This is a genomic window from Cyclobacterium xiamenense, from assembly GCF_009467825.1.
GTDB classification, from domain to species: domain Bacteria; phylum Bacteroidota; class Bacteroidia; order Cytophagales; family Cyclobacteriaceae; genus Cyclobacterium; species Cyclobacterium xiamenense.
Genome location: NZ_WIOK01000011.1, coordinates 110231 through 127872 on the forward strand (window position 1 = coordinate 110231; position 17642 = coordinate 127872).

Below are 17642 nucleotides of genomic sequence, written 5' to 3' on the forward strand. Positions count from 1 at the left end.
GAAAAGAAAACGGATAGGATTGCTAGCAGTGTATTTGGTTTTGGGAGTACAGCTGCTTGCTTCAGGACAGGCCACCCTACACCAGCAGGAGGTCGAACCCGCCTTTCAGGATGCATTGGATTTGTTCTACAAAGACCAGTTTGCCGCTTCCCGCGAGGCCTTTGAGCAGTTGCGCCTTCACGAACTGAGCCAGGAGAAATCCATTGAGGTACACTATTACCAGGGACTTTCTTCACTAAGGGGGGATTTTCCGGAGGGCACGTCTTCACTCGAAGCCTTTGTACTGGATTATCCGGAAGAGCCCCTGGCTCATGAAGCGGCATGGGTTCTGGGTAATCATTACTTTACCGGACGGAATTACCGGGAAGCCATTGAAAATTTTGGCCGCTTGCGCGGAATTCCCTTAAGCCAGGAGCGGCATCCGGAGCTATTATTCAAAACGGGTTACAGTTTTTTTCAATTGAAAAATTACTCACAGGCCCAAAACTACTTCGAACGGGCCAAACGTTACAAAAGCCCTTTTTTAGCCAGCGCGTATTACTATGCGGGTTTTAGTGCCTTTCAACAGAAAGATTTTGAGACGGCTGTCACAAATTTTAAAGAAGCCGAAAAGTCCAGGGAATTTAGCCTGAAGGTTCCCTACATGTTGACGGCACTGTATTACCAACAAGGAGACTTGCCCCAGGTAATTGCCTACGCCGCGCCCATCATCGATAAAGCCGGACTTGAAAAGCGGGAGCAGGTGCATTTATTGCTCGCGGAGGCGTATTACGCGGATAATGCCTACGAACAAGCCGCTTACCATTACCAATCGTTTGTTTCCGCGAAAAAAGGTGCCTTGTCCCGGGACCAACAGTACAAGGCGGGAGTAGCCCATTATGAAATCAGCCAATTTCAAATCGCCAGTAATTTTTTCAAAGAGGTAGCGCTCCTAAGCGACGCTTTGGGTCAGGTATCCAGCTATTTTCTGAGCCATGCCTACATTCAATTAGAGAACTTGCCCTTTGCGGCCAATAGTTTTAGTGCGGCCTATAAAATGGACTTCAATCCGGAGATAAAAGAAGAAGCCCTGTTTAATTACGCCAAGGTAAACCTGGAAATGGGCAAATTTCAGGAGGCGGTTACAGCGCTGGACCAATACCTGAATGATTATCCCCGGGGAACTCGTTTCGCGCAAGCCGAAGACTTGCTCAGCGACGCGCTGATCAATACCAACAATTACCTGCGGGCGATCCAGCACATGGAACGCATGCAGCAGCCGTCGGCGCGTATACGGGAGGCCTACCAAAAAGTAACCTTCTACCAGGCGATGGCCTATTTCCGGGACAATAATCCCTCGGGTACCTTGCAGCTTTTGGACAAGTCGCTCCGTTACCCCGAGGACAAGTCCCTGCAGGTTTTGGCGCAATTTTGGAAAGGTGAGGCAAATGCGGTAGCGAATAAGCCGGAAGCGGCCATACAGGCGTATGAACGTGTATTGGCCATGAACCCCCCCAGCTCCGATCCTGCGCTCATTAAAACCCACTATGGCCTGGGATATGCTTATTTTAACCAGGGGAGTTACAATAAGGCCGAAAGGCAGTTCAAAGCCTATACGGACAAATTGCGAAACAACCGCGAAAAAGAACAGTACCACGATGCCCTGTTGCGCCTGGGAGACGTGTATTACATACAGAAAAAATTTGATGCAGCAGCCACTACTTTTCAGCGAGCCATTGAAGAAAGCAGTCCGTATAGCGATTATGCCTATTTCAGGGGCGGCGTTGTGGCCAATTTTCAAAATAGAAACCTCGAAGCGATCCGGCTATTGGACCAGGTGGCAAACCGCTTCCCCAACAGCCTTTACCTGGAAGATGCGCTGTTTCAAAAGGCCCAAATTCACATGGAGGATCTAAATTACCGGCAGGGAAGGGAGGTTTTCAGTACCCTGATAGCCCAGAAACCCAATAGTCCGTTTATCCCCTTTGCGCTGGAGGGCAGGGCGGTAGCCAATTATTCCCTGAAGGAATACGACCAGGCAATTGCGGATTATAAAAGGATTCTGGACGACTACCCCAATGCTTCCAACGGAGAAACAGCCCTGGTGGGACTCCAGGAGAGTCTCTCCCTGCAAGGGAGACCGGAGGAGTTTTCTACGTACCTGTCGGAATACCGCAAATCGAATCCCAGCAGCAGTAATTTGGAAAACGTGGAATTTGAAGCGGCCAAAAGTCTGGTATTCAATCAATCGTACGAACAGGCAATCCGCTCGTTGGAAAGCTTTCTGCGAAATTACCCGAATTCCAGCCAGGTACCCGAGGCCAGCTATTACCTGGCGGACGCGCATTACCGGCAAGGCAGTACCGACAAAGCCCTGGAGCGCTACTACCAATTGGAAAACACTTCCGATATCAACCTGAAAACCCGGGTATTTCAAAAAATAGCGATCATCGAATTTGAACGGGAAAATTATGCCAAAGCCATTCCGTATTTTGAGTTTACCGCCGAAAACGCCCGAAGTGTTGCGGAGGAGTACGATGCCTATTCCGGACTAATGACAGCCACCTTTGAAATCGGGAATTTTTCAGAGGCCGTTAGCTGGGCCGATAAGATCGTTGCATTGGGCAATATTACGGTAGATGCGGTACCAAGAGCCTTGCTAATCAAAGGAAAATCACTGGAATCCAATGGTAATCCGACCGAGGCGGCAGCGGCATACCGGCAATTGGTCGAAAATTATACCTCGGAGCAGGGTGCCGAGGCGTTGTATCGACTCGCATGGATACGAAATCAAGCGGGTGAATACGAAGCTTCCAACGAACTGATTTTCAGCTATTCGCAGCCCTTTGCCTCGTACGAACGTTGGTACGGGATGCAGTTTGTGCTACTGGCAAAAAATTACATCGCCATGGATGAAACCTTTCAAGCGAAGGCAACGCTTGAATCCATTGTCGAGAATTCCTCCGTTCCGGAAGTTGTAAATGAAGCCGAAGAATTATTGCAAACCATCAACACCACCACAGAATGAAGCATGGGAAACAGCGATTGATCGGGGGAGTCTTACTGGCGGCCGTGCTTGCCGGACCCCTACAGGCACAAGATCAGCCCGAATCCCAACGGGGGGAGATTCGGGATACGGAGTTTATCATCCGAAAAGACCGGGTATTGACGCTTCCCAAACAGTCCCGGGTTTTCGAAAATAGCCCGGCATTGCCCCCGGTCTCCACTACGCCCAATTACACCTACGAGGTAACCAACTATTTTCTTCCCCTGGCCCCGGTAGCGCTAGAAACCCAACCCTTCCAAAAGGATTTTCCCCGGCCGGAAACGGACCAAACCATGGGAATTGCCAAACTTGGATTTGGTAACTATGCCTCACCGTTGATTCAACTGGATCTTTTTCCCCAGGTTGATCCGGAGCTTTCCTACGGGCTCCACTTGAAGCACCAGGGCTACTATACCGGTCCGGTCGATGGGGAAAACTCCGCCGAGACCCATACCCGGGTACGGCTAACCGGTAGTATGTACAAAGACATCGTGGAAATCTACGGGAAGTTTGGCTACGAAAGAGATACCTATCATTTCTACGGCTATACCCCCCAACCCGAGACACAAGTGCTTGCCGATACGATTCGGCAGGTTTTTCATACCATTCGGACGCAGGTAGGTATCCGGAGAATTGAACAGACGGAACCCTTTAACTACGGAGCCAGCCTTTCGTTGCGGTTGTTTGACGATCGGTACGAAGCGCAGGAGACCGAAGCCCTGGTGAACGCAAACGTGGGTTTTCGCGCCAATGAAAACCTAAATGGGGGAATTGAATCCCTGTTGGCCTTTACTTCCCCAAGGGATGTGAATTACGAGTCCATTACCAGAAACTATTTCAAATTGCATCCCTATGCACAGTACATTCGCGAGGGACTACAGGTGAAAATCGGGGCAAATGTGGTTCACGAAAACGACATCGTTCCGAATAAGTTGAAGGAGTTTTATGTGTTTCCGACGGTCTTTCTGTCGTACCACCTGCTGCCGGAGTTTGGCATTTACGGTAGGTATGCCGGTGATGTCAACCGAACCACCTATTACGATTTCGTACAGGAAAATCCGTTTCTGGGTCCCTCCGAACAACTTCGGAATGCCATACAGAACTTTCAGGTAGATGCAGGTATTTCTGGAAAGGTCAACGATCTGGTCAATTACCGGCTGGGCTTCAAATATGGGGACTTTACCAATTTGCATTTCTTTGGAAACAACGCCATGGATAGCACCCGGTTTCAGCTAATTTACGACAACAACACCAAGGTATTGGAGTACCACGGTACGGTCAACTATACCTACGACAATGCCTATCGACTCGATGCCTCCCTTCATTACTACCAATACACCCTGGATGACATTGCTTCCGCCTGGCACCGTCCGGAGTGGGAGGCCCATATCAACAATTCCTTTACCCCGGATGAGCACTGGACCATCCATGCCAACCTTCATGCGATGGGAGGTATTCGGGCCATCAATCTGGCTTCGGACACCGAACGAAGACTGGATCCCCTGCTGGACCTGCACCTGCACGCGGATTATGCATTTACCCGCCGGTTTTCCGCCTTTGTTAAAGGAAACAACCTGCTCAATCAGCGCTACGAACGGTTTAACTACTATCCCGTCCGAACCATTCAGGTTCTTGGAGGTATCGGGTTCAAGTTTTAGGTCGGTTTAGCAAGATCCTTGGTCGGGAAATATGGTGCCATTATTGCCGATTTGATCGTTTTACTTTAGCTTAGCAAATTGAAACAATCTTTTTTGATATGTCTGAAAATAAATCCAAGGATCAAAACAGCCAAGCAGATAACGATGAGGACTTTGGGTTGCCTCCGGTTTCCATCAACCCACTGGAGTCCACACCTGCTGAAAAGCCTCCGGTAGCCCCGGTAGCGGAGAAAAAATCCGTGCCAACGAAACCGAAGATCGCAGCCACTACGGGCGGAAAAAAAACCAGTGCACCGGAGAAAAAGAAAAGCCGATCCTCCAACTGGGCGTTTGTATGGATTTTGCTTTTGGTTCTACTTATCGGATTTGGGGCGTATTATTGGGGTAATTGGGGAGATTTTTCCAGCGACCAAGCAAGCGAAACGCCGGTTGCAGTTGAGGAACCGGTGCTGGATAACCCCGCTCCGCCAGCCCCTGTAGAGCCGGAGGAGGAAGTACCGGTTGCAGAAGACCCGGTGACCGAACCCGTGCTCACGGAGATCGATGGACGTGGGACCTCGGCCCGTTATTTTTTGGTCGTGGGAAGTTTTATTGACGACGACCTGGCAAGAGATTATTCAGCAAAACTCAATAAAGATGGACTGCAGACGTTTTTGATTCATCCGTATGGAGACATTCATTTTTACCGCCTGGCAGTTGGGCAGTACGAGAATGTAGACCTGGCCCTTGAGGCGAGGGAGGCTTCTCAAGAAGCGTATAATGAAAACTTATGGGTTTTGAAATATTAATATGATCCTAGCACAAACGTTGTCTACCAGTGACGGCCAACAGGCCGTTGATTCACTTGCCCTGTTAGAGGGATCCGGTTCTGCGGACATTGGCCTTTTGGAATTATTGGTAAAGGGGGGCTACATGATGATTCCGCTGTATCTGCTCTTTATACTGGCCATCTTTATATTTATCGAGCGGGTGATTACATTGAAAAAAGCCTCAAAAACACCCAAGGGTATGATTGATCAGGTCAAAATGATGGTGCAGAGCGGGAATATTGAGCAAGCAAAACTGATTTGCCAGGGCGAAGAAACGCCGGTCGCACACATGATCGCCAAGGGATTGGAGCGAATCGGTAGCCCCTTAAAAAACATCGAAGTGGCCATCGAAAATGTCGGAAAGATTGAGATCTATAAACTGGAGAAAAACCTGGGATTGCTCGCTACCGTTTCTGGTGCCGCCCCCATGATCGGGTTTTTGGGTACCGTGGCCGGTATGATTCGGGCCTTTATTGGCGTAGCCCAGGAAGAGGGGATGGTTTCCCCAAAACTCCTTTCCACCGGGATTTACGAGGCGATGATTACTACGGCCACCGGACTCGTGGTGGGTATCGTTGCCTATTTGGGGTACAATTACCTGGTAACCCAGGTTTCCAAGTTGATACATAACATGGAGTACACCACCATCGAATTTATCGATTTACTTCAGGACAAGAAATAGCATGGGCCTTCAGTCAAAAAACAAAATCGAAGCAGCATTCAGCATGTCGTCCATGACCGATATTATTTTCTTGCTGTTGATCTTTTTTATGCTTACCTCTTCCTTTATTACACCCTCTGGATTGCCGGTCAACTTACCCTCCAGTGAAACCTCGGATATCGTGATGCAGGAGGTAACCGTAAGCATTACCAAAGATCTGAAATATGCCGTCAACGACCGACAGGTGAGCAGAAATGAAATTAAAAACGAATTGACAGCGTTACTAAAAGACAAGCAAGGGTACGTGGTATTGCATATCGACAAAGAGGTGCCTGTAGAACATTTGGTAGAGGTAGGTGGGATAGCGGCCTCGCTGGAAGCCAATGTCACCATCGCAACAAAACCGTTTCAGTAATCCATGGAAGTTTGGGAAGACCGAAAAGAAACCCTGGACAACAAAAAAAAGGCAGTCCTGATTACGTTTATTTTAAACGTGCTGATACTGCTCGGATTTTACTTTATCGTGGTGTGGAAGCAACCGGTGCCGCCCATGTCGCAGTTTGGTCTGGAATTGAATCTGGGCTTTTCCGATACGGGCATGGATAACGAACAAGCAGCTACCACCGCCACGAGTGCCTCCGAAGTGTCAGAAGAGGCACCCGCACCGGGTGACCCTTCTTCTCAGCCTTCTGAAAACATCGTACCCGTCAGCCCTCCCGAATCCACCCCCTCTCCGGCACAACCCAGTCCGAGCCAACCCAGGCAGGAAATTCAATCCAATGTACCCAGTCCTGTAAAGGCCGATACACAGCCTCAGCCCGCTGCCGAGCAGCCCAGGGAAACCCCCGAAAGGCCCGCAGAAACCCCCGTGACGGAAACCCCTGCCGAAGCAGAACCTGCGCCGGAGAAGGTGGAAGAAAAGAAACCGACCGTGGACCAGCGGGCGATATTTGGCGCAGGAGGCAATACCGGCTCTTCGAATCGGCCCTCCTCGGGTGATAACCAGGGAAGCTCCGGTCAGCCGGGCAACGAAGGCAACCCTCAGGGGACCGTGGATGGTCGATCCATTTTGCAATCCGGAAGCGGAAACACCGGAGACGGAGCGGGCTATAACCTGGATTTGGCAGGTTGGGATTTCGCTTCCAGGCCGCAGATTCAAGACAGACTATCCAACCGAAATGGGAGAATTGTTTTTCGGATAACGGTGAACGACAATGGGCGCATCGTTCAGGCTATCCCGCTTGAATACAACGTTAGTAACGAGGTGTTGAATTACTACCGTACCGTAGTCACCGGGCTTTCCTTTAAACGGCAGAGCGACAATCCCACCGCCGATTATTCCACCGGTCGAATTACCTTTATCATCCGGGTAGATTAATCCCTCTCCATGACGTACCAGGAATCCCTTGACTTTTTGTATCAGGCCTTGCCCATGTTTCAACGGGTAGGGGCGCCGGCCTTTAAGAAAGACCTCAGCAATACGCTTATGCTTTGCGATCGGTTGGGAAATCCCCAGCAAGCGCTTCGGAGCATTCATATCGCCGGGACCAACGGAAAAGGCAGTACATCCCATGCACTGGCCTCGGTACTCCAGACCGCCGGTTATAAGACCGGACTGTACACCTCGCCCCATTTGAAATCCTTTCGGGAACGAATAAAAATCAACGGACAGGAAATACCCGAGGCGGAAGTATGTCGCTTTGTGGAAGCCCATCGTGCCTTTTTGGAGGAGTTGAAGCCCAGCTTTTTTGAAATGACGGTTGCCATGGCTTTGGATTACTTCGTCCGGGAAGCGGTAGATTATGCCGTCATTGAGACGGGCATGGGAGGGAGGTTTGATAGCACCAATGTGGTGACTCCTTTGCTCAGTGTCATTACCAACATCGGGATGGACCACATGCAATTTCTGGGAGACAGCCTGGAAAAAATTGCCGGTGAAAAAGCCGGTATTATCAAACAAGGCGTACCGGTCGTCATTGGGCAAACCCAGTCAGAGACGGTTGCGGTTTTCCGGCAAACAGCCGCTCAAAAAAACGCCTCCATAGTATTCGCCGATCAGCACATGGAGGTGGTTCCGAAAGGCATCGTTGCCGGCCAGCTACCTCTTCGGGCGGTTTTTGAGATTCGACCAGTCGGTGGGAAAACCTGGGATCTCCCTATGGATTTGTTGGGCGATTACCAGGCCCGAAACCTTCCGGCAATCCTGCTGGCCCTCGACAGTCTGAAAAGCATGGGCCTACGCATCCGGGAGGAAGCCATCCGAGACGGTTTGGCCAACACACAGGCAAGTACTGGCTTAAAGGGCCGATGGCAAATTTTAGGAAAAAATCCGACGATCATCTGTGATACGGGCCACAATATCGATGGGTTTCGGGTAATCCTGGATCAGCTTTTGAACCTTTCTTACCGCCAGTTGACGCTGGTTCTCGGGATGGTTCGGGACAAAGATGTGGATGAGATTCTGGCATTGCTCCCGAAGGATGCAGCCTATATTTTTTGTCAGGCGGATCAACCAAGGTCGCTGCCTGCCGATGTGCTACAGCAAAAAGCGCTGGCATACGGACTTAGCGGGTGGGTTATTTCGGATGTAAACGAAGCCCTTGAATTTGCTAAAAAAAATGCCGTGGCAGATGACCTGATCTTCGTCGGAGGCAGTACATTTGTCGTCGCAGAAATCAACGGACTTTAAAAAAATGGGTAGAAAAAAACTGGAACGTTTTGCGCAAAACGAAGTCAATCCAAATGTGGTGCAACCGGGAAAGGAAATCTTTGAAACGATTAAGGGGAACTGGAAGCGGCAGCAATTTAAAAACGAGCATCCCCTGGTAGTGGAACTGGCCTGCGGCAGGGGAGAGTTTACCGTCGGTTTGGGCAGACGGTACCCGGACAAGAACTTCGTTGGTGTGGACATCAAAGGCTCCCGTATTTGGAAAGGAAGTTCTCAGGCCTCGGAAGAAGGGCTGGAAAACGTAGCCTTTTTGCGAACACAGATTGAACGATTGGAAGAATCCTTTGCTCCGGGAGAAGTAGACGAGTTGTGGATAACCTTTCCCGACCCCCGGCCAAAGGATAGAGACGAAAAAAAGCGACTTACTTCCCCTCGTTTTTTGCAGCTTTACAAGCAAATCATGCATCCCGGTGGACACATCCATTTCAAAACGGACAACACAGGGCTTTTTTCCTACACCGAAGAACTATTTTCCAGCCGTTCCGATATTCGGGTGGAGCGACAGACCAGGGATTTTTATTCGTCCGAATGGAAGGATGCGCACCATGGAATCCAAACGCGCTACGAAAAGTTATTTATGGACAAAGGAGAAACCATCAAATACCTGGAATTCTCCTTCGTCCGGGATTAATCTTCCAGTTCCAGGGCCTCTAATATGTCTGCCAGCTCGTCAAAATCCTTGATTCCAGGCCGGATTTCGTGCCCTCCCTTCATGCTGATGCCCTTTATTCCGGTAGCCTCCAACAATTCGCCGATGTTTTCAGCATCAAAGCCAAAGCCCAACAAAACCTCGCAATTTTGGGCCAGGGAGCGGATGGATTTGATATCCTCGTCCTGAAGTTCCCGGTTTGAATCGGACTCCAGATTGAGTACGATTTGTTGTTTTCCGAGACTTTTGGAAAAGGATAAGATTTCCTCCCAGTCGCCTTCGGCAGGTAAGGTATAACGATAAATAAGTCCGTAACTACTATTATCCAGGAGTTGCAGGTGGTGCTTTTCTTCCACCTGTATCCAGCTGAAGCCTTCGTAGGCAGTCAGTGTTTGCAAAATTTCGTCAGGGTGTGTCAGGGAAAACTCCGCCACGTATTCCAGGCCCGAAAGCCAGTTGGTGATTTCTTTGAATTCAACCGGCGAAACATAGTGTTCGGAATGCTCCTCCAGCGAAAACCCCATTAGGTTTACATACATCCCGGAACAATACCTGGCATCGCTTAAATTATTTACATTGCTTATCTTTACAAAAGTTTTTAAAGCCATTTCAGTTTTGCGTATTATTTGTGTAATTTTAACGGATTTCAAAGATAGAGAATGAATGGTTTGGATAAAAGGTATTGTTTTCTCCCATTCCTGATTTTTACGATTGGTTGTGAGGTGTTGCGAGAAGATCCTTCGGTGATTACGTCGACTTTTTTACCGTTGGCTGTTGGAAATTTCTGGGAATACCGCGTCGAAAATACCCGGTATTTTGGGGAAGATGATTTTGAATCCGAGACGTTTTTTTACCGGGATCAAATAACCGATCAAACCCTCAATGCAGAAAACGAGCTCGTATTTTGGGTGCGAAGACAGCGATCCGCAGATCGGAATATCTGGGATAATGAAAAGGCGTATACGCTGACTTTTTCGGGAGGAAGAGTGATTCGCCAAGACAATAACCTCCTGGAAATCATTTTGGTTTACCCCCTCCATGTGGAAAGTAGTTGGGATGGGAACACCTATAATTCGCTACCTGCGAAATTCTTTTTCGTCGAAAGTGCGGGGGATCTACTGGTGGAAAACACCTATTTTCCGGAAACGATGACCATTCGGCAGAGCGAGGAAGACGATCTCATTACCCTTCGGGACAACCGCTACGAGGTTTTTGCCAGGGAAGTTGGGCTGATAGAAAGCTACTACGAAGTATTTCGCTACTGTTCCAGAAACGACTGCCTGGGACAACAAATCATTCAGGAGGGACGTTTTACTCATTTAAAACTAATCCGCCATGGGAAAGAGTAGCTTGTTTGCATGTGTATTTGTGCTGTTTTGCAGCGGAACCCAGCTGGTGGGTCAGGACCGATATGCCGTTCATTACAGCTATAAACCCACCGATCGATACAGCCTCAACCGGCCGCTGGAATTGGTAAGTGAGGCGTCCCTGGAGCGGAGAGCGAAGGAAAACAGTGCGTTGGACAGCACAGATATCCCGGTTTCCGAAAAGTACATTGCCGCAATAAGGGGCGACGTACAGGAAATCCTATACCATTCCAAATGGCTGAATGCCTCTCTGGTAGCCGCCGATTCCGCAGCAGTGGAGAAAATTGCTTCTTTGCCCTTTGTTTCCAAGGTGGTATATGTTGGCCGTGGGGGGAAGCAGCATGGACAAAACGGAACACTAAGTTACACGGGCAACGACCCCATCTTTGCGGAAACTCCCTCGGAAACGACTTTTGATTTTCAAAATCATATTCTGGGTATCCCCGAAATGCATGCGGATGGATTCAATGGGGAAGGCATCAAAATAGCCGTTTTTGACGCCGGTTTTTTAAATACCGATGCCATCGGTGGCCTGCAGCATCTGTTTAACGAAAACCGTATCCTGGCCACTCGAGACTTTGTACGGCCTGGATCCGGCGACGTATTCCGGACCGACACCCACGGAACAGGCGCCCTTTCCTTGTTGGCCTCCTTTGATCCCAGTCGGTTGATAGGAGGAGCCTACGCGGCATCGTACGTGCTGTGCATCACCGAAGACGTGGATTCAGAATACCGAATAGAAGAATACAATTGGGTGCGGGCGGCTGAATTTGCCGACAGTCTGGGCGTGCAGGTGATCAATAGCTCGCTTGGGTACAATTTATTTGACGACCCGGAAATGAATTACAGCCGGGAAGACCTCGATGGCGAAACGGCCATTATCTCGATTGGGGCCGGAATGGCAGCCAATAAGGGAATACTGGTCGTCAGCAGTTCTGGAAACGAGGGAAACATCAGCTGGCAGACAATCACTGTACCTGCCGACGCCCGGGGAATTTTGGCCGTGGGTGCGATCAATAACCGATTTACTAAGGCTGGATTTAGCTCCATTGGCCCTAGCAGTGACGGCCGTATCAAGCCGGAATTGGTGGCTTACGGATCTGGGGTAACCCTCTGGAGGCAGGTTGAGGGTACCAGTTTTTCCAGCGGTACCTCTTTCTCCGCACCGCAGATAGCTGCTTTGGCAGCAGGGCTCTGGCAAGCCAACCCGGAGTGGACACGTGCCGAACTCAAAGACCGCCTGATACAAAGCGGGTCGCAGGCGAAAAATCCGGATTTTGAATTGGGATACGGGGTTCCGAATTACCTCAGGGCCTTGTATGGTGGGGAGGAGGGGACGTTGGTCGATGTACCTTCCCGGGTTTATCCCAACCCGCTGGATGACCAGGAACTTTTTGTGGAATTTGGGCAGGAAAATTCTTGCCAACTGACGCTTTACGACCTGCAAGGGAAAATGATCAGCTCGCTTCGCCTGGATCGTCCATTTCTACGAGACCCTTATCGGGTGGACATGGGCACCCTCATTCCGGGAATCTATTGGCTTGAGGTAGAGGACAATTCCGATGCTGCCCGCATGAAGTTGTGGAAGAAATAAGGAAAAGAAAATAATTTTTCTTTTTTTTGCAATGATTCACACCAGTTACTTTCAATTTTCAATCGAACTTCCCTGCTCCCATGAACCCTCTGATCGCCCCCTCCGTGCTCGCTGCCGATTTTGCTAATTTGCAACGTGAGGTAGAAATGATAAACGAATCCGAGTCGGATTTTATCCATGTCGATATCATGGATGGGGTCTTTGTGCCCAATATATCCATGGGCTTACCGGTAGTAGAAGCCATCAATCGTCATGCGAAAAAACCATTGGATGTACATTTGATGATTGTGAATCCGGAAAGATACCTTAGTGATTTTAAAAAAGCCGGAGCGGCGCACATCACCGTTCATTTGGAAGCCTGTCCTCATTTGCACCGAACGGTGCAGACCATCAAAGATTTGGGTTGCCGGGCAGGTGTGGCAGTGAATCCTCATAGCCCCATTTCCCAACTCGAAGACATTATCCGGGAGGTGGATATTGTATTGCTGATGTCGGTTAACCCCGGTTTTGGCGGGCAATCGTTTATAGAAAATACCTATGCGAAAGTTCAGAAGCTCAAGAAACTGATCGTTGAGACGGGGTCCCATGCGAAAATTGAAATCGATGGGGGAGTAAGCATGGAGAATGCAAAGAAACTAGTTGATACAGGTGCAACAATTTTGGTCGCCGGTAACTTTGTCTTTTCCTCAAAAAATCCACAGGAAACCATTAAAAAGCTAAAAAATATTGGTTAAGTGTAAGATTCAAGCTGTTCACATAAAAATTGGCGTATTTTTTGCCAATTAACTTGTGAAATAAGTGGATTCTAATTTAATTCGTATGTATAAAGGGTTTTATAAACAGAAATAGAAATTATGAAAAAAGTATTTGTATTGGCTTTCTTATTGGTTGGACTGATCGGATTTCACACACAAGCCCAGGACGAAGCAGCAGAAGAAATTACCGATGAAGAATTGGCAAAGTTTGCTGCCATGGAAGATTCTGTCATGGCGTTTTACGAGCAAAAAAACGAGGAACTGGTATCCATGATTAAGGATAACGAGGTGATCGATGGTGCCGCCCGGTACAATGAAATTAAAGATGCCTGGGACGACGAAGAAAAAATGGCTGAGATCGAGGTCACCGACGAAGAAAAAGGGGCATACGAAGCAATCATGGAATTTATGGGTTCGTTGAGTAATGAAGTAAGGGACCTGAAAATAGGCCTCATTAAAAACGACGATGTGTTGGGTGTAGCTACGTACAACAAGGTCAACAAAGCCATCAAAGAAAACCCGGAGATCAAGGAAAAAGTAGATACCTTGATTGCCGAATTGAAAGAGAAGCGAAGTACCGAATCTGCAGAAGGAGAAGCAGATGCCGGCGAATAGAATCGCGATTTTTAATAAAAAAATAAAAAAACAAAAAAACCCTCTCGTTATGTGAGGGTTTTTTTGTTTTTTACGTTTAGTAGAAAAAAACTGGTATGAACGCTTCGTGGAAACGACTTCTTTTTTTTGTGGGTGGACTGCTTACCTGCCTTCTTTTTCTCCATCCTGCGGTGGCGCAGGAAGATATTTTCGGTATTGAACGTAAATTGAAAGGAAGAAAAAGCGAGAACGAACTGGGAAACGTTTTTCGAAACATGGTAAGCAATTTCTCCTTTGAACTTACCACCGGGGCAGGGTACCAACAAAAGTTGTTTGACTTTGCTAGTGAGACGCCCGGTGCCTATGCCATTAGCGGTAATCCGGAAGGAGCACTGGATCCTGCTGCCGGAGACACGCTCGCTTTCAGGAGTGCTGGCAACCTTTCCTTTCCTTTGGCAGTAGGCGTGCGGGTCAATGTGTTTGATTTTTTGACATTCGGTGCCGGCTACGGCCGGGAGACCGGCCGCATTTCTCCGTTAACCGCCTCTGGATACACGTTTGAATTTCAGGATCAGGCCTACACCTACGATAAATTGTTCGGGACGGTAGGGTTAATACTCTGGGATGCCGGAAAACGCGGTTCGTTTTTGCGATGGCGGTACCGGAACTATTCGGAAAATAACATTTACATGCAGTCCGAATTAAAGCAGCGGGCGCGTCAGATATACCCCTGGCGGTTTATCTTGGAAGGAGAATTCGGATCCTTGTTTCTCCGAAGATCCCCCGATCCCAACCTTACTGCCCCGGATCCCTATTACGGACTCGCTGCCCGCTTGGAGTACGATTTTTCAGAGTACACCAAGGTATTTGTACGACCCGCCGTCGAATTCCGGCCGTTTACCTACACCAATCCAGCGATTCCGGAATCCCAAAGCCTGCGGCAACAAGTTTATGCCTTGCAGGTAGGGGTTGCCTTGAATCTCCCCGGTACCAAGCGCTGCAAAGTAGGGGGATGCCGGGTGGTTATGAAGCACCTGCACAATGGGGTCGAATACCGGGGAAGTTCCATTTGGCACAGGCAGCACAGAAAAGTAGGTCAATGGTAGAAAACTGTCCAATACGGGGCATTGCTCCCTACTTTTCCAAATTTTCTGAAAAAAAATTGCTCATTAACTCCATGAAAATAAATTGGATACCTGATTCCATAAATGTTAGAAAAATTATATTTTTCTAAACCTGTTCTTTTTGCTATCTTGCAGGTTATTAGCGAGAAATTTTAATTATGGCTCAAGGAGAGAACGAGAATATTATCCCGATCAATATTGAGGAAGAAATGCGCGGTGCCTACATCGATTATTCGATGTCGGTCATTGTTTCCAGGGCGTTACCCGATGTGAGGGATGGTTTGAAGCCAGTTCACCGCAGAATCTTGTATGGGATGCAGGAATTGGGTGTCAGCCACAACAAGCCTTACAAGAAATCAGCAAGAATCGTGGGAGAAGTCCTGGGTAAATACCACCCCCACGGAGACTCCGCTGTTTACGAGACGCTGGTACGGATGGCCCAGCATTGGTCGCTTCGGTATCCATTGGTGGATCCGCAGGGGAACTTCGGATCTGTGGATGGGGACAATCCTGCAGCCATGAGGTATACGGAGGCAAGGCTGCGACGAATCGCCGAAGAACTGCTGATTGATATCAACAAGGATACGGTTGATTTTCAATTGAACTTTGACGATACGCTGAAGGAGCCCGTCGTACTGCCCGCAAAAATCCCTGCCCTACTTTTGAACGGCGCATCGGGAATAGCCGTGGGCATGGCTACCAACATGGCTCCCCATCATTTGGGGGAAGTAATCGATGGGATTCACGCCTACATTGATAACAACGACATTACCATCCCGGAGCTGATGGAGCACATTACGGCTCCGGATTTTCCTACCGGGGGAATTATTTATGGATACAACGGCGTGAAAGCCGCTTTTGAGACCGGCCGTGGTCGGATTATCCTGCGAGGAAAGGCATCCGTTGAGACCAAGGCGAATGGAAGGGAGATGATTGTCATCACCGAAATTCCCTATCAGGTCAATAAAGCCTCCATGGTTGAAAAAACCGCTCAGTTGATCAATGAGAAAAAACTGGATGGAATTGTGGCCATACGGGACGAATCCGATCGACAGGGAATGCGTATTGTGTACGAACTGAAAAAAGATGCCGTACCGAATGTCATTCTAAATAACCTGTACAAGCACACCCCGCTGCAAACCTCATTTAGCGTAAACAACGTAGCCCTGGTAAAAGGGCGACCGTATACCCTGAACTTAAAGGACCTGATCGTTCATTACGTCAATCACCGGCACGAAGTGGTGATTCGGAGAACCCAGTTTGAACTCAAAGAAGCCGAGAAACGCGCCCATATCCTGGAAGGGTACCTGATAGCCCTGGACAACCTGGACGAGGTGATTCAACTGATTCGGGATTCCCGGGATCCGGAAACTGCCAGGAATGGCTTGATGGAACGGTTCGAGTTATCGGAAATTCAGGCCCGAGCCATCCTGGATATGCGTTTGCAGCGTCTTACCGGAATGGAGCGCGAAAAGATCCAGCAGGAGTACGACGAGCTGATGAAGCTTATCGAAGAACTGAAGGAGATCCTTGCCAATGAGGACAAGCGGATGCAGATCATCAAGGACGAACTCCTGGAAATGAAGACCCGGTACTCGGATGACCGAAGGACGACGATCGAGCACAACGCCGAGGACTTCAATTACGAGGACATGATCCCGAATGAAGAAGTGGTGATTACTGTTTCCCATCAGGGATATATCAAACGGACCGTGTTGACGGAATACAAATCCCAGAGTAGGGGAGGCGTCGGGTCGCGGGGAGTAAGTACCAAGGAAGACGATTATACCGAATACCTGTTTACGGCACTCACCCATAATTACCTGCTGATTTTTACCGATCAGGGCAAGCTATTCTGGTTGAAGACCTATGCCATCCCAGAAGGTAGCAAAACGTCCAAGGGAAGGCCCATACAAAACCTGATGAATATACAGTCCGGAGATAAAATCCGGTCCATCATACAGGTAAAGGATTTGAACGACGCCGATTACATCCATAACAACAACATCGTGATGGTGACCCGAAACGGGATCATCAAAAAAACCACCCTGGAGCAATATTCCCGTCCCCGCACCAACGGGATCATTGCCTTGAATATCCGGGAGGACGACCAGCTACTGAATGTGGAATTGACCAATGGGGATTCGCACATTGTCATTGCGTCCAGTTCGGGCAGGGCCGTTCATTTTCACGAATCGAACGTCCGGCCTATGGGGAGGACTGCTACCGGCGTTAAGGCCATCAATTTGGGTGAAGAAGACAACCATGTAATTGGCATGGTTTGTGTTCACAGAGAGGATGCCACGCTCTTGGTTGTCACCGAAAAAGGATTTGGAAAGCGTTCCTTTTTATCGGAATACCGGATTACCAAGCGTGGGGGAAAAGGGGTAAAGGCCATGAATATCACCGAGAAGACCGGCGGTTTGGTAGCCATCAAGGAAGTGGTTGATACCGATGATTTGATGATTATCAATCGTTCAGGCATTACCATTCGAACGCCTGCTTCGGGAGTTCGGGTGATGGGAAGAGCCACCCAGGGCGTACGGTTGATTCGACTCAACGACAGCGACAAAATCTCCTCCGTAGAAAAGATAGAAAATATACTGGATGAAGACGTAGAAACGGGAGAAAATCCAGATAGAGCAAACGAAACGAATTCCGACACTGAATCATAAGTA

15 protein-coding genes are annotated in these 17642 nt (G+C 48.8%); 14 read left to right on the forward strand and 1 reads right to left on the reverse strand.

Annotated features, from left to right (window positions below):
• Nucleotides 1-28 precede the first annotated feature (28 nt).
• The 8 genes from GCU44_RS10560 to trmB all read left to right on the forward strand — a co-directional run bounded on the left by GCU44_RS10560 (nucleotide 29) and on the right by trmB (nucleotide 9512).
• Complete coding sequence (locus GCU44_RS10560) at nucleotides 29-3007, forward strand: tetratricopeptide repeat protein (RefSeq protein WP_241684908.1); 2979 nt, start codon at nucleotides 29-31, stop codon at nucleotides 3005-3007.
• Nucleotides 3004-4683, forward strand: a complete 1680-nt coding sequence (locus tag GCU44_RS10565; RefSeq protein WP_154856366.1) for a TonB-dependent receptor — start codon at nucleotides 3004-3006, stop codon at nucleotides 4681-4683. The genes GCU44_RS10560 and GCU44_RS10565 overlap by 4 nt, the downstream gene beginning before the upstream one ends.
• Before the next feature lie 98 nt (nucleotides 4684-4781).
• A complete protein-coding gene (locus tag GCU44_RS10570) occupies nucleotides 4782-5471 on the forward strand; it encodes an SPOR domain-containing protein (RefSeq protein ID WP_154856367.1) in 690 nt (229 codons plus the stop codon).
• A gap of 1 nt (nucleotide 5472) precedes the next feature.
• Nucleotides 5473-6174 (forward strand): MotA/TolQ/ExbB proton channel family protein, encoded by a 702-nt coding sequence (locus GCU44_RS10575; RefSeq protein WP_092169617.1) that lies wholly within the window; start codon nucleotides 5473-5475, stop codon nucleotides 6172-6174.
• Between the two features lies 1 nt (nucleotide 6175).
• Nucleotides 6176-6568, forward strand: a complete 393-nt coding sequence (locus GCU44_RS10580) for an ExbD/TolR family protein (protein ID WP_154856368.1) — start codon at nucleotides 6176-6178, stop codon at nucleotides 6566-6568.
• A gap of 3 nt (nucleotides 6569-6571) precedes the next feature.
• Complete coding sequence (locus GCU44_RS10585) at nucleotides 6572-7531, forward strand: energy transducer TonB (protein WP_092169612.1); 960 nt, start codon at nucleotides 6572-6574, stop codon at nucleotides 7529-7531.
• 9 nt (nucleotides 7532-7540) lie between these two features.
• Nucleotides 7541-8842, forward strand: a complete 1302-nt coding sequence (locus tag GCU44_RS10590) for a bifunctional folylpolyglutamate synthase/dihydrofolate synthase (RefSeq protein WP_154856369.1) — start codon at nucleotides 7541-7543, stop codon at nucleotides 8840-8842.
• 4 nt (nucleotides 8843-8846) lie between these two features.
• Nucleotides 8847-9512, forward strand: coding sequence for a tRNA (guanosine(46)-N7)-methyltransferase TrmB (gene trmB, locus GCU44_RS10595; protein ID WP_154856370.1), 666 nt, complete (start codon nucleotides 8847-8849; stop codon nucleotides 9510-9512).
• On the opposite strand, the gene trpF is transcribed toward trmB, so the two are convergent.
• Complete coding sequence (gene trpF / locus GCU44_RS10600; RefSeq protein ID WP_092169604.1) at nucleotides 9509-10138, reverse strand: phosphoribosylanthranilate isomerase; 630 nt, start codon at nucleotides 10136-10138, stop codon at nucleotides 9509-9511. The genes trmB and trpF overlap by 4 nt on opposite strands.
• 51 nt (nucleotides 10139-10189) lie before the next feature.
• On the opposite strand from trpF, the gene GCU44_RS10605 reads away from it, so the two are divergent.
• The 6 genes from GCU44_RS10605 (at nucleotide 10190) to gyrA (ending at nucleotide 17639) form a co-directional block, all read left to right on the forward strand.
• Complete coding sequence (locus GCU44_RS10605) at nucleotides 10190-10879, forward strand: hypothetical protein (protein WP_154856371.1); 690 nt, start codon at nucleotides 10190-10192, stop codon at nucleotides 10877-10879.
• Nucleotides 10866-12491, forward strand: a complete 1626-nt coding sequence (locus tag GCU44_RS10610) for a S8 family peptidase (protein ID WP_154856372.1) — start codon at nucleotides 10866-10868, stop codon at nucleotides 12489-12491. The genes GCU44_RS10605 and GCU44_RS10610 overlap by 14 nt, the downstream gene beginning before the upstream one ends.
• 80 nt (nucleotides 12492-12571) lie before the next feature.
• Nucleotides 12572-13225, forward strand: a complete 654-nt coding sequence (gene rpe, locus GCU44_RS10615; RefSeq protein WP_154856373.1) for a ribulose-phosphate 3-epimerase — start codon at nucleotides 12572-12574, stop codon at nucleotides 13223-13225.
• Nucleotides 13226-13345: 120 nt separating this feature from the next.
• Complete coding sequence (locus GCU44_RS10620) at nucleotides 13346-13861, forward strand: hypothetical protein (RefSeq protein ID WP_154856374.1); 516 nt, start codon at nucleotides 13346-13348, stop codon at nucleotides 13859-13861.
• A 95-nt stretch (nucleotides 13862-13956) separates the two neighbouring features.
• A complete protein-coding gene (locus GCU44_RS10625; RefSeq protein WP_241684905.1) occupies nucleotides 13957-14946 on the forward strand; it encodes a hypothetical protein in 990 nt (329 codons plus the stop codon).
• A gap of 176 nt (nucleotides 14947-15122) precedes the next feature.
• Complete coding sequence (gene gyrA, locus GCU44_RS10630; protein ID WP_154856375.1) at nucleotides 15123-17639, forward strand: DNA gyrase subunit A; 2517 nt, start codon at nucleotides 15123-15125, stop codon at nucleotides 17637-17639.
• The last annotated feature ends 3 nt before the right edge of the window (nucleotides 17640-17642 follow it).

What these genes read in the sequence shown, in the direction of transcription:
- GCU44_RS10570 (WP_154856367.1), top strand. Translation starts at nt 4,782, where the DNA reads ATGTCTGAAAATAAATCCAAGGATCAAAACAGCCAAGCAGATAACGAT.
- GCU44_RS10575 (WP_092169617.1), top strand. Translation starts at nt 5,473, where the DNA reads ATGATCCTAGCACAAACGTTGTCTACCAGTGACGGCCAACAGGCCGTT.
- GCU44_RS10605 (WP_154856371.1), top strand. Translation starts at nt 10,190, where the DNA reads ATGAATGGTTTGGATAAAAGGTATTGTTTTCTCCCATTCCTGATTTTT.
- GCU44_RS10625 (WP_241684905.1), top strand. Translation starts at nt 13,957, where the DNA reads ATGAACGCTTCGTGGAAACGACTTCTTTTTTTTGTGGGTGGACTGCTT.
- trpF (WP_092169604.1), bottom strand. Translation starts at nt 10,138, where the DNA reads ATGGCTTTAAAAACTTTTGTAAAGATAAGCAATGTAAATAATTTAAGC.
- GCU44_RS10565 (WP_154856366.1), top strand. Translation starts at nt 3,004, where the DNA reads ATGAAGCATGGGAAACAGCGATTGATCGGGGGAGTCTTACTGGCGGCC.
- GCU44_RS10610 (WP_154856372.1), top strand. Translation starts at nt 10,866, where the DNA reads ATGGGAAAGAGTAGCTTGTTTGCATGTGTATTTGTGCTGTTTTGCAGC.
- gyrA (WP_154856375.1), top strand. Translation starts at nt 15,123, where the DNA reads ATGGCTCAAGGAGAGAACGAGAATATTATCCCGATCAATATTGAGGAA.
- GCU44_RS10590 (WP_154856369.1), top strand. Translation starts at nt 7,541, where the DNA reads ATGACGTACCAGGAATCCCTTGACTTTTTGTATCAGGCCTTGCCCATG.
- rpe (WP_154856373.1), top strand. Translation starts at nt 12,572, where the DNA reads ATGAACCCTCTGATCGCCCCCTCCGTGCTCGCTGCCGATTTTGCTAAT.
- GCU44_RS10585 (WP_092169612.1), top strand. Translation starts at nt 6,572, where the DNA reads ATGGAAGTTTGGGAAGACCGAAAAGAAACCCTGGACAACAAAAAAAAG.
- GCU44_RS10580 (WP_154856368.1), top strand. Translation starts at nt 6,176, where the DNA reads ATGGGCCTTCAGTCAAAAAACAAAATCGAAGCAGCATTCAGCATGTCG.
- GCU44_RS10620 (WP_154856374.1), top strand. Translation starts at nt 13,346, where the DNA reads ATGAAAAAAGTATTTGTATTGGCTTTCTTATTGGTTGGACTGATCGGA.
- trmB (WP_154856370.1), top strand. Translation starts at nt 8,847, where the DNA reads ATGGGTAGAAAAAAACTGGAACGTTTTGCGCAAAACGAAGTCAATCCA.